Source organism: Actinomadura sp. 6K520 (assembly GCF_004349245.1).
GTDB lineage: Bacteria > Actinomycetota > Actinomycetes > Streptosporangiales > Streptosporangiaceae > Spirillospora.
Map to the genome: position 1 here is coordinate 1 of NZ_SMLC01000194.1, position 11786 is coordinate 11786.

Below are 11786 nucleotides of genomic sequence, written 5' to 3' on the forward strand. Positions count from 1 at the left end.
GCTTTGCTTGCCTTCGCCTGGCCGCACCCTTTGTGTCTTCCGGGGGATCGTCCCCCGGAAGACACAAAGGGTGCGGCCAGGCGAAGGCAAGCAAAGCGAGCCGAGCAGGAGGTCGCTCCGCTCCCGCGACTGGACTCGAACCAGTAACCTGCCGGTTAACAGCCGGCTGCTCTGCCGATTGAGCTACGCGGGATCGTACGTGCGTCCGGGGCCGTTGGGCCCCGGCGGCGGCTCTAGGTTAGCGCATGTCCGGGGCTGTTCGCGCATGCGTTATGGGTGGGCGCGGCGATGGCGGGTATAGGGGGTCACACGAATTCGCCGTCGGCAGGAGTTGCACGTGAAGACTCGCATGATGTTCATGGCAGGCGCAGCGATCGGCTATGTCCTGGGGACGAAGGCCGGGCGTGAGCGGTACGAGCAGATCAAGAGGCTGTCCCAGCAGATGTCGGAGAACCCGAACGTGCAGGAGGCGGCCGGCAAGATCCGCGCGAAGGGCGAGGATCTGGCGGGTAAGGCCGGGCAGATGCGGGAGCGGGTGCCGCAGCAGGTGCCGGGTCGCCGCAAGGCGGAGGAGGAGCACCCGCCGCAGGTCTACCCCGGTTAGAGGCCCGTCTGGCGGCGCAGCTCTTCGAGGACCTGTTCGGCCTGGGCCCGCAGGCCCGGGTCGGCGGGGTCCGTTCCCGCCTCGAAGACGAAGGTCCAGCGGATGTCGCCGCCGGTGGCGGGGCGCCGGCCGGCGATGCGGACCTTGGTGCCGCCGGGTAGCACGGCCTGGTGGCTGACGGCGATGGTCGCGGTGACGCGTTCCCGGACGGTCTCGGGGACGGACCCCGGGTCGGTGAGCCCTATGTCGTGCGCGGCACCGGCGGATGTCTCCTGGACGTGGAGCCATCCGTCCTTCCATGTGGCGTGGTCGACGCGTTCCCATGGGATGCGGGTGAATCCGCCGGAGGTCGTGGGGAGGTGCAGCGCCGCGGTGGTGGCGGTCACGTGGGACCCGCCGCGGGTGGGGGCGGCGGCGAGGACGCGTTCCCCCCGTTCGAGTCGCAGGGCGTCGCGGACCGCGGACGGCAGGGTACCCCGGCGTAGGCGCATGCCCCCAAGGTAGGCGATCAGGCGAGGTGGGCGCTCAGGCGGCCTGGGGCGCGCGGCGGGCGCCGAGGAGGTCGAGGACGAGGGCGGCGGTCCAGGCGTAGTCGTGGCTGCCGCGTCCGGTGCCGTCGAAGGGGTCGAAGAACTCGCGGAAGCCGGACTGGCGGACGAGCCGCATGGTGGCCCCGTAGAGCAGGTCGGCGACGACGGGGAACCCGTGGCCGAGGGCTCCGTACCAGATGAGCCAGTTGGTGCTGATCCAGGTGGGGCCGCGCCAGTAGCCGCCGCGGTCGAAGGCGGGGGCCTGGATGTCGCAGGTGGGGACGGGGTATCCGGCGGCTCCGGCGAACCGGGCGGACAGCAGCAGGTCGACGAGGTTGCGGACGATGGGGGCGGGCAGTTCGGGGTCGAGGAGGGGGCCGAACGCGCCGACGGTGACGACGGGCAGCAGCCGGTCGTCGCGCAGGTCCCGGGCGCGGAAGCAGCCGGTCTCGGCGTCCCAGAGCCGGTCGAGCAGGGCCTGGTGCACGCGCTGGGCGCGTTCGCGGTGCGGGACGGGGTCCGCGCCGACGATCTCGGAGATCTCCGCGAGGGCGTGGGCGGAGGCGAGGTAGGTGGCGTTGACGAGGGGGTCCTCGACGGCGAACGGGTGGGTGTCGCGGAGGTAGCCGGGCCGGTATCCGGCGTCGCGGACGAGCGCGGCGAGCCAGACGTAGCGCTCGTAGTCCTCGCCGGTGGGGAGGTTGCGGGCGCGCTGGGCGGGCGCGTAGGCGGTGGGCGGGAGCCGGAGGGCGCCGAGGGGCCGGTCCCAGGCGGGGCTGTTGTCGAGGCCCGATTCCCATGGGTGGCAGATGGCGATGAGACCGCTGGAGTCGAGGTCGCGGGCGCGGGCGAGGTAGCGGTGCTGCGCGGTGAGCATGGGGTGCAGCCGCGCGAGGAACGCCCGGCTGCTTTCGAGGTCGGCGGCGTTCTCGTGGAGGCGGAGGGCGGTGAGGGCGTGCAGCGGCGGCTGGGTGAGGCCGGAGGTGTGCACGCCGTGCGGCGCGTCGCGCTGCCGTTCGCTGCGCCACAGTTCGGGGCCGGGGAAGTAGGCGTGCCGGGCGAGGCTGGTGTCGAACACGATGTGCGGGAGCATCCCGTCGGCCCACTGGCCGCGGAACAGGGAGAGCAGTTCGGCTTCGGCGCGGTCGCGGCGGTGGCGGGCGAGGCCCATGCTGATGAACGCCGAGTCCCAGCTCCACTGGTGCGGGTAGAGGCCGGGGGACGCCGCCGTGGCGGTCCCGGTCCAGTTCGCGTCGAGAACCCTGGCCGCGGCCTTCCAGAGCGCGGTCTCGTCGCCGGTCAGACGGGAGGTCATGTGTTCAGGGTGTCCTCCTCCTGAGTGCGAGGGGCTATTCGTGATTGTGACCTCAGAACGCGGTCGCCGCGACCCCCCGGGGTGCGTAGCTTGTCGACGGCACCCGGGGCGGTGACGTGATTTTTCGCGGTGCTCCGGTCCGGGACGCTATGGGGTCGCCGCGCGTTCCACCAGCCACGCGGCGATCTCCTGGCCTGCGGCGATGCCCCGCGCGGCGGTGACGGACGTGGCCGGGGACGTCCAGCCGGTGTCGTGCAGTTCGCCGTGGGCCGGCCGGATGGACCGGTCCGCCGCTTCGAGGAGTTCGATGTCGAGGAGCGAGTCTCCGGCGGCCAGCATCGTGGACGCGCCCGTCCGGCGGGCGACCTCCGCCGCGGCGGCGGCCTTGGTCAGGCCGGCGGGCAGGCAGTACACCTTGCGGCCTTGGAGGGACGTCCGCCAGCCGCGTTCGGCGCACCATCCGGTGAGGTCCCCGACCCACCCGGCGGGGAGTGAGGCCCGGTCCACGACCGTGTAGGCGAACAGGCCGGACGCGCTGCGCCGCTTGAGCACGAACTCGCCGCTGACCTGCACGAGGTGTTCCTGGACGTCGGCGAGGGGTGCGCACCCGTCGGCGACCCGTGCCCGGACGGACGCCGCCCATTCGGGGTCGTCCGCACCGTCCACGAGGAGGTGGCCGCCGTTCGCGGTGATCGCGTACGCGGCGGGCTTCTCCAGCAGGTTGACGCGCCGGTACTGCTCGGGGGTGCGGGTCGTCGCCGGGACGAACGTCGCGGCGGTCGCGAGGGTCTCCAGCGTGCGCGCGGCGGCCTCGGTCATGTAGGAGAGCGGCGCGCCCCGGTAGAACTCCACGCACAGCAGCCGCGGCATCGTCTCGTCCGGCCCGTCCAGCGCGAAGGCCGCGGCGGAGTAGATGAGCGTGCGGTCGAGGTCGGAGCACACCAGGACGGTCACTGGACGGCTCCCTTGCCGAACCGGGGATGGATGAGGCCCATGCAGGCGTAGGGGAACCGGTCGGGCCCGACATCGATGACGGGCACCCCGCGTTCACCGGCGAGCAGCCTGATGTGCGCGACCTCGGGCCCCGAGTCGGCCCGCACGAGCACCTTCCACGGGACGCGGCGCAGCAGCACCCGCGTGGTCTCCCCGATGCCCGGCTTGACGAGATTGAGGTCGTCGATGCCCTCGGCGCCGGCGCAGCGGCGGACGGCCTCCCACCCGGACCAGTCGGGGGTGCGGTCGGCGGCGCGGAGGTCCGGCAGGTCCTTCGCGACCCGCTCGGCGACGTCGCCGAACCGCGCGCACACCGTGTCGAGGAACACGGCGGACACGTCGTCGCCAGCGAGATCGGCGTAGAACTTGGCGCCGTGGAAGTCGCCGGGGCCGATCAGGTCCGCGTTCAGGACGGTCCGGCTCACCAGCCCCGAGACGGTCGAGTTGAGGCACGCGGACGGGATCAGGAAGTCGTCCCGCGTTCCGAACAGAGGCGTGCACCGCCCCGGGTCGGCGAGCACCGCAAGGTCGGCGGCGAACGGGTGCGCGGCGAGCGCGGCGGTCAGTTCCCGCGTGATCGCGCCCTTTCCGGTCCAGCCGTCCACGAACATCACCGACGCCGGGTCGTGGTGCTCGGCGAGGTAGCGCAGGGCCGCGGTGTCGATGCCGCGCGCCCGGACGATGCTGACCGCGTAGTGCGGCAGGTCGAGGCCGTGCGCGAACCGCGCCCAGCGGCGCATGAGGATGCCGACCGGCGTCCCGGCGCGGGCCAGCGACACCAGCACCGCCCGCGGGCCGCGCCCGGCGAGGACCAGCTCGGTGACCAGGCCGGTCGCGTACGCGATCCGCTCGGCCGACGTCTCCAGCGCCCGGTGGAACAGGCGCCGGTACTCGGGGCCGGGCTGGTACTCCACCGGCAGGGATTCGGCGTAGTGGGCCCGTCCCGCCTGGATCGCGGCCTCGCGCTCCTCGGTGGGCGCTTCGAGGCGCGCGTGCGAGAGGTCCTTGAGCAGCCACGCGACGTCCTCGGCCGCGTAGCTGCCGAAGGACGGCCCGTACAGCGGTTTCACAGGCCCCTCCGGGCGGGGACCGGCGCGACCAGCACGGGCGCGAGCGCGCGGAGCCGCGCCAGGAGCCCGCCCGCGAGCGCGGGAGTGTCGCCGACGTCGTCCACCACGAACACGATGCGGTCGAAGCCGTCCTGGCCGGAGGCCGGTGCCACGTTGTAGGCGTACCGCTCCCCCGGGCCGTCGGCGGGGTCGTCGTGTGCCTCGAAGGCCAGGCGCGTCCTGATCGCGTAGCCGGGGTCGTCCACGGCGAGCACGGGTGAACGGGTGGTGGTCGAGTACCGGACGTCCGCGCCCGGCAGGGTGTCGGCGAGGGCCTCGGCCAGCCTGAGCGGCGCGTACATCAGCTCCTCGAACCCCAGGACGAGAATCCGGGACGCGTCGTCGCCGAGCGCGGCGGCCAGGGCGTCGGCCATCCTCCCCAGGTCCTTCTCCAGCCGGGACCGCTGGGCCGGCAGGAACCCGTGCCGTCCCCCGTCCGGCAGTCCGGCCGGCCACTCCAGGTCGAGCCGGGACACCGCGAACGTCTCAGCCGCGTCCTCCGGGAGGATCGCACGGGCGGTCAGATCGGAGACGAGCGCCTTGCCCGACTCCAGGATGTCGCCCGGAAGGTCGACATGCCCTTGGGCGAGGGCCACCGCCTCGATGCGGGTGCCCAGCCGTTCGGCGAGTCCGTCCATCCGGGCCCGGTCGTCGGGACCGCGCAGGTCGACAAGGGCGGCGAGGACGTAGTGGCTTCGGGGATGGACGGCGTGCAGCGCCTCGATGGTGTTCAGCACCGTCCGGCCGGTGGAGAGCTCATCGTCCACCAGCACGGCGGGCACGTCACGATCGAGCGCGGCAGGGTCGGCGGGCAGCAGCAGGTGGCTCGTCGCGTGGCTGTGCTCCTCCTCGAACCCGCCGTACGCGGCGAACCCCGCCACGGGACGACGTGTGGAGTGCAGGTAGTAGGCACCTCCCAAAGCGTCCGCGACGGAATGGCCCAGAGCCGTCGCCGTCTCCGCGTAGCCCAGGACGACGGCGTCCACAGGAGTCCGAGGGGCTCGCATGAGGTCGCGCAGCCCGGCCGCGGCACCCGGCGCGCCCCGCAGGGCGTCCGCCAGGAGGCTCCCAGGACGGGGAGGCTCCTCACCTCGGAGGCGCGTGCGCACGAGCTCCCCCAGCAGGAGCCCCGACCCGTGCACCAGCCGCGGATCGGTCGGGACGTGCTTGCCCAGCACCGCCGAGACCAGCAGGTGCGCCCGGCGCGGATTGCGCCGCACGGCGAGGCCGACGAGGTCCGCCAGCCCGACGCCCACCGGGCGCGGGCCGTCCGCGAGCCGCACCCCGAGGCGCGCCGCCACCCAGGAACCCGGCCACCCGGGCGGGCGGGCCGTCACCGGGTGCCCGCCGCTTCCAGCAGTTCGACGAACGTGACGCCCTCCGCCGCCACCCCGAACACCCGGGCGCGCAGCATCAGCCGCTGCGCCCACGCGCGGTGCGGCTTGGCCTCGTTCATCTTGTTGGCGTACGAGCTGGCCATCGCCCCTCCCCCGGCGACGCCGAGGATGTCGGCCGCGTCGCAGTACTCCTCGTGCGTCACCACCGACAGGGCGTGCACGGCCGCGACATGGCTCGGATGGATGACGGTCTTGCCGATGAGGCCGTTCGCCTTGTCCAGGTGCACCTCGCGGATCAGCCCGTCCAGGTCCGACGTGATCAGCCGCTGCCGCAGCGGTGCCGCGCGCTGCGCGTCGAACGGCGACTGCCGCAGCTGCGGCTTGAACATCCGCTCGCCGGCCGAGAAGTACTCCCACACCGGACCGGTCACCACGTAACCGGTGCCGTCCGCGCGGCCGAGGATGTTGACCACGTCGCAGATCACGCCCGCGACGGGCCGGATGTCGTAGATCGTGAGGTCCGGGGGGCGGCGCAGCCCGTACGCGGCGGACATGTCCGTCGCGCCGATCCGCACCGCCAGGATCAGCGACCGGTGCTTGGCCAGCAGCCGCGCCACCTCGTGCAGCATCTCCGACCGGGACTCGGCGTACACCGCCTCCGGGCTCTCGATCACCGGCATCGCCAGCAGCCGGAGCCCGGTGCGATCCGCGGCGTCCTCCAGCGCGTCGAGGAACGCTCCACCGCCGGCCGCCGTGAACTTGGGCAGCACGAAACCGGAGATCAGCTCGGCGGCGCCCCCGAGCCGGCCGATCAGGTCGCCGATCTGCCGGGGGTCGCGGACGCGCACGAACAGCAGCGGCACGTCCCCGGCGCCGCTTCCAGCACCGCCGTTCCCCGCACCGCCGTTCCCCGCACCGCCGCGGCGGGCGGCGCCGTGCAGCGAGCGCAACTGCGCCACGAGGTTCGCCTCGCCGGACTCGACCTCGTCGTCGGCGATCGCGTCCTCCAGGCACAGGACCATGCTCATGACGCCGCGGCGCGCCGCGCGCAGCACGTCGTCGGCGAGGGCCGGCCGCGTGGCGGGGCTGTACAGCGTCGCGCCCAGCGCCACCGCCAGCACGGCCGGGTCGTCGTGCCGGTCGAACGGCCGCGGATGCCGGTAGAACAGGTGCTTGCGACGCGCGGCGTCGATGTGGTCGAAATGCCGCATGGGCGCCCCGTCAGACCCGCCGGATCATCGGATCGAGCATCGGAACGCCGGGCCGGGGCGCCGGATCACAGATGCGCCGACACTGCCGGCAGCAGGTGCTGGAAGGTCCGGCCCGTCGCGGTCGCGCCGATCGCCGTCATCGACCAGCCGCCGCCGTCCCGGGACACCTTCGCCATGATCTGCGCGTTGTGCTGCCCGGCTCCGCTCAGGTCGTAGCGCGCGATCTCCTGCCCGGTGGTCTCGTCGACCAGCCGGCAGAACGCGTTCTCGATCTGGGTGAAGTCCTGGCCGGTGAAGGAGTTGACCGTGAACACCAGCTGCGTGACGTTGGCCGGGACGTTCTGCAGGTCGACGTTGATGACCTCGTCGTCGCCCTCGCCCTCACCGGTCAGGTTGTCGCCGGTGTGCAGCACGGAGCCGTCCTTGCTGCGCAGCTGCCGGAACCACACCTGGTCGGCGAGGTTCCCGCTGGCGTCGAACAGCAGGCAGGACGCGTCCAGGTCGATGTTCTGCGCCTTGCTCCTGCCGAACAGGCCCTTCTTTGCGACGGCGTCCCAGCCGAGCCCCATCTTGACCCGGGTGAGCGTGCCCCCTCCGGGTTTGGCCAGCGATACCTTCTGGCCCTTCTGCAGCGAGATGGACATCGTTCGGCTCCTTCGGTGATCGATGCTGTCGCGAGGTGCGAGGTGGCGGTCAGACGTTGCTGGAGTGGAGCGCCTTGCCGCCCTCGTCGGACGGCGCCTCGGGCGGTTCCCCTTGCTCGCCCCGGCGGCGGATGATCGAGCTGGCGAACGCGGCGATGATCAGGCCCGCGCCGAGCCCGCCGGTGATCCACTCGGGGACGTGGTGACCGATGCTGATCAGCATGCAGGTCGCCAGGGCGCCGATCGCCCAGTGCGCGCCGTGCTCCAGGTACACGTACTCGTGCAGCGTGCCCTTGCGGACCAGGAACACCGTCAGCGACCGGATGTACATGGCGCCGATGCCGAGGCCCAGCGCGATGACGATCGGGTCGGTGCTGATGGCGAAGGCGCCGATGACGCCGTCGAAGCTGAACGAGGCGTCCAGGACCTCCAGGTACAGGAACAGGAAGAACCCCGCCTTGCCGGTGGCGACGGCGAGCGGGCTCGGGCCGCCGCGCCGCGGCTGCCCGTCCCGCGCCGCCTCCTTGACGGCGTCCCGCGCGACCGCCGCGGCACCCTCCTCGCCGGCCTCCTCGTCGTCGTCGGAGTCGGCCGCCTCGGAGAACAGCTCGCCGAGCCCGTTGACCAGGATGTAGGTGATCATGCCGAGCACGCCGGCGATCATGACGGTGCCCGGGTCGTCGGCGGCCAGCCACGCCACGAACGACAGCGCACCGGCCGCGACCACCACCGCGAGCTGGTCCAGGCGGCCGATGCGGGCCAGCGGCTTCTCCAGCCACGGCAGCCACTTCTCGGCGCGCTCCTCGAACACGAAGTTCAGGAACAGCATCATCAGGAACATGCCGCCGAACGCCGCGATCGTCGGATAGGCGTCGTTCATCAGGTCGTGGTAGCGGTCCGAGTCGTTCAGCGCCAGGTCGAACGCCTGGAACGGGCCGAGCTGGGCGGTGAGCGCCACGATCACCAGCGGGAAGACCAGCCGCATCCCGAACACCGCGATCGCGATGCCGATCGTCAGGAAGATCTTCTGCCAGAAGGGGCTCATCCGGTCGAGCACCTTGGCGTTGACCACGGCGTTGTCGAACGACAGCGAGATCTCGAGGATGGACAGCACGGCGACCAGGGCCAGCCCGGCCGGCCCGCCGTAGAGCAGGGCGAGTAGCAGGCCGACGGCCGTGACGCCGAAGGACCACCCGAAGGTGCGAAGAATCATGCGCGTATTTCTGGTAGGTAGGAGGCCGGGCGCGGCGGCCCGGACGCGGGGTCGCCGGCGCTAGCCGACGTTGACGCCGAAGTCCATCGCGATACCGGCCAGCCCAGAGGCGTACCCCTGGCCGACCGCTCTGAACTTCCATTCGCCGTTGTGCCGGTAGAGCTCACCGAACACCATGGCCGTCTCGGTGGAGGCGTCCTCGGTGAGGTCGAAGCGCGCGAGCTCGTTGCCGTCGGTCCGGTTGACGATCCGGATGAAGGCGTTGCGCACCTGGCCGAAGCTCTGGTGCCGGTTGTCGGCGTCGTAGATCGAGACGGGGAACACGATGCGGTCGCACTCGGGCGGCACCCCGTTGAGGTCGACGTTGATGGACTCGTCGTCGCCCTCGCCCTCACCGGTCAGGTTGTCACCGGTGTGCTCCACCGAGCCGTCCGGGCTCCGCAGGTTGTTGAAGAACACGAAGTGGTGGTCGGAGATGACCTTGCCCGTACTCGCGAGCATCAGCGCGGACGCGTCCAAGTCGAAGTCCGCGCCGGTGGTGGCGCGGACGTCCCAGCCGAGGCCGACGGTGACCGCGGTGAGGTTGGGCGCGGCCTTCGTCAGTGAGACGTTGCCGCCCTTGGCGAGTGATACTCCCATGTTCGGGCCACTCCCTTCCCTGTTGCCTGATCCCTGGCTGTGGATCCTACTGAGACCGAAGTCCGCGGGAACCGTTTCCCGCGGGGCGTCAGAGGTTGACGCCGAAGTCCGCGGCGATGCCGGCGAGCCCGGAGGCGTAGCCCTGGCCGACCGCGCGGAACTTCCACTCCGCGCCGTTCCGGTACAGCTCGCCGAAGACCATCGCGGTCTCCATGGAGGCGTCCTCGGTCAGGTCGTAGCGGGCCATCTCCGTGCCGTCACTCTGGTTCAGCACCCGGATGTAGGCGTTGCGGACCTGCCCGAAGTTCTGGCCGCGGCCGTCGCCGTCGTAGATCGACACGGCGAAGGCCACCCGCTCGGCGGTGGCGGGCATCATGCCGAAGTTCACCTGGAGCTGCTCGTCGTCGCCCTCGCCGGCGCCGGTGGTGTTGTCGCCGCTGTGGGAGACCGCGCCGTCCGGCGTGCGGAGGTTGTTGAAGAACACGAAGTGCTGATCCGTGATGATCTTGCCGGAGGCGTCCAGGACCAGTGCGGAGGCGTCGAGGTCGAAGTCGGTGCCCGTGGTGGTGCGCAGGTCCCAGCCGAGACCGACGGTCACCGCGGTCAGCCCGGGTGCCTGCTTGGTGAGCGAGACGTTGCCGCCCTTGCTGAGACTGACACCCACGATGTGGCCTCCATGATCGCATGCCGGTTTCGCGGACGCCGTCCCGGCGCCCAGACTTAACGACGCTGGAGCGATGCTATCCGTTCCATCCTTGACGGACGCATTACACGAGACCGCGCCCACCGCGCGAAATCCGGCCCATCTGCGCCAGACTGGGCAGGGACGAAGGGAGGCTGCCTTGCGGGGAGCGGGCGACCAGCGGCGCAGGGGCAGGGGCGCGCAGGCGGCGGCCGGTGCCGTCGAGGCGAGAGAGGCGGCCGCGGCCGCCTTCTACGACATGGACCAGGCGCAGAAGTTCATCGACGGCCGGGTGACCGTCTTCGAGGACCTGGACGCCAAGGCCGCCGAGCCCGTCCGGCGGGAGTTCACCGGGCTCGCCGCGGCGGCCGACGCCGCGGCCCACGCCTACATCTCCGTCCTGGACGCGCACGACGTCGACGACCAGGACCGGTCGCCCGCCGAGTACGACGCGGCACGGCGCGCGTTCGTCGCGACCACCGAGCGGCTCCAGGAGATCAGCCGGAACCTGAACGGCTTCGCCGAGCGGCTCTCTTCGCGCATGGCCCGGCTGGAGGCCGCCCTCGACCAGCTCCCGCCCCGGCTGACCGCCGCCCGCGACGCCGTCGCCGCCGCCGACGCCGCCGTGGCCGCCGCCAGGGACGCCGGGATGGACGCCGCCGACCCGGAGGCCGAACTGGCCCGCGCCAAGCAGCTCCTCGCCCAGCTCGGCTCGCAGGGGCTCGGCGGCTTCGGCCTGGACGGGGCGATGCGCAAGGCCGACGAGGTCCGCGAGATCGCCGAGCGGGCCCGCGAGGCCGCCGCGGAACTGCCGCAGATGGCGCAGAAGGTCCGCAACTCCCTGGCCTCCGTCCGGACCCGCGTGGACGTCGTCGCGAACCGCGTCGGCCCCGTCCGGGAGGCGATGCGCGTCCTGCTGCGCGGCTACTCGCAGTCCTGCTGGCAGGACCTCAGGGGCGCGCCGGAGTCGATCGAGGCGGGCGCGAACCGGGCCCGCGAGCGGCTCAACGAGGCGTCCGCGCACGTCTCCCGCGCCGAGTGGAAGCAGGCACAGCAGGCGCTCACCGCCGCCCGCACCGAGCTGAACGCCGCCGACCGGCGCGCCGGGCACGTCACCGGCCGGGTCGACGAACTCAAGGCCGTCGCCGCCGACCCCCAGGCCCCCGTGGAACGGGTCCGCTTCGCCGTCCGCGACGCCCAGCGCCTCGCCATGGCCCAGCCGGGCGGAGCCGCCCCCCACCACGCCCGGGTCCTCGACTCCCTGGTGGAGCGCCTGGAGAACGCACCGGAACGGCTGACCGGCACCCACCCCGACTACTGGTCCTACCTGCAGGAACTCGATTCGATCAGAACCGCCGCCGGCGACGTCGTCACCCGCATCCGCTCCGAACGGGCGGGTTGATCCGAGGTCACCGCGGGCGGTCCTGAAGGCCCATGGTCAGGTTGCGGGCGACCATGGGCGGGCCGCTCGGGTTCGGGTCGTTGTAGGGGGCGGGCTGGGGCTGCTGC

The 11786-nt window shown here is 72.2% G+C and carries 12 protein-coding genes and 1 tRNA gene; 2 read left to right on the forward strand and 11 right to left on the reverse strand.

What is annotated here, in order from left to right; translation table 11 throughout:
• Nucleotides 1–120: 120 nt before the first annotated feature.
• Nucleotides 121–193 (reverse strand) — tRNA-Asn (locus E1289_RS31950).
• A 144-nt stretch (nt 194–337) separates the two neighbouring features.
• Here E1289_RS31950 and E1289_RS31955 point away from each other — a divergent pair.
• Complete coding sequence (locus E1289_RS31955; protein WP_165970686.1) at nt 338–604, forward strand: YtxH domain-containing protein; 267 nt, start codon at nt 338–340, stop codon at nt 602–604.
• Here the strand turns inward: E1289_RS31955 and E1289_RS31960 are convergent.
• From E1289_RS31960 to E1289_RS32000, 10 genes are all read right to left on the reverse strand, one after another.
• Nucleotides 601–1095, reverse strand: a complete 495-nt coding sequence (locus E1289_RS31960; RefSeq protein ID WP_131986912.1) for a hypothetical protein — start codon at nt 1093–1095, stop codon at nt 601–603. The genes E1289_RS31955 and E1289_RS31960 overlap by 4 nt on opposite strands.
• 34 nt (nt 1096–1129) lie before the next feature.
• Nucleotides 1130–2449, reverse strand: a complete 1320-nt coding sequence (locus E1289_RS31965; protein ID WP_131986914.1) for a hypothetical protein — start codon at nt 2447–2449, stop codon at nt 1130–1132.
• Nucleotides 2450–2596: 147 nt separating this feature from the next.
• A complete protein-coding gene (locus E1289_RS31970; protein ID WP_131986916.1) occupies nt 2597–3403 on the reverse strand; it encodes an HAD family hydrolase in 807 nt (268 codons plus the stop codon).
• Nucleotides 3400–4512, reverse strand: coding sequence for a cysteine protease StiP family protein (locus E1289_RS38530; protein ID WP_165970687.1), 1113 nt, complete (start codon nt 4510–4512; stop codon nt 3400–3402). The genes E1289_RS31970 and E1289_RS38530 overlap by 4 nt, the downstream gene beginning before the upstream one ends.
• On the reverse strand, nt 4509–5852 hold the full coding sequence (locus E1289_RS38535; RefSeq protein WP_243713281.1) for a phosphoribosyltransferase family protein: 1344 nt from the start codon (nt 5850–5852) through the stop codon (nt 4509–4511). The genes E1289_RS38530 and E1289_RS38535 overlap by 4 nt, the downstream gene beginning before the upstream one ends.
• Before the next feature lie 32 nt (nt 5853–5884).
• Nucleotides 5885–7099 (reverse strand): HpcH/HpaI aldolase/citrate lyase family protein, encoded by a 1215-nt coding sequence (locus tag E1289_RS31980; protein WP_131986918.1) that lies wholly within the window; start codon nt 7097–7099, stop codon nt 5885–5887.
• Between the two features lie 65 nt (nt 7100–7164).
• Nucleotides 7165–7743 (reverse strand): TerD family protein, encoded by a 579-nt coding sequence (locus E1289_RS31985; protein WP_131986920.1) that lies wholly within the window; start codon nt 7741–7743, stop codon nt 7165–7167.
• Between the two features lie 49 nt (nt 7744–7792).
• Nucleotides 7793–8956, reverse strand: coding sequence for a DUF475 domain-containing protein (locus E1289_RS31990; protein WP_131986922.1), 1164 nt, complete (start codon nt 8954–8956; stop codon nt 7793–7795).
• Nucleotides 8957–9016: 60 nt separating this feature from the next.
• Nucleotides 9017–9595 carry a TerD family protein gene (locus tag E1289_RS31995; protein WP_131986924.1) on the reverse strand — a complete coding sequence of 193 codons (579 nt, stop codon included), beginning with the start codon at nt 9593–9595 and terminating at the stop codon, nt 9017–9019.
• Nucleotides 9596–9683: 88 nt separating this feature from the next.
• Nucleotides 9684–10259, reverse strand: coding sequence for a TerD family protein (locus E1289_RS32000; protein WP_131986926.1), 576 nt, complete (start codon nt 10257–10259; stop codon nt 9684–9686).
• A 178-nt stretch (nt 10260–10437) separates the two neighbouring features.
• Here E1289_RS32000 and E1289_RS32005 point away from each other — a divergent pair, with 178 nt between their 5' ends.
• The gene (locus E1289_RS32005) at nt 10438–11679 is read left to right on the forward strand and encodes a molecular chaperone DnaJ (RefSeq protein ID WP_131986928.1); all 1242 of its coding nucleotides are present in this window, start codon (nt 10438–10440) and stop codon (nt 11677–11679) included.
• Nucleotides 11680–11786: the final 107 nt, after the last annotated feature.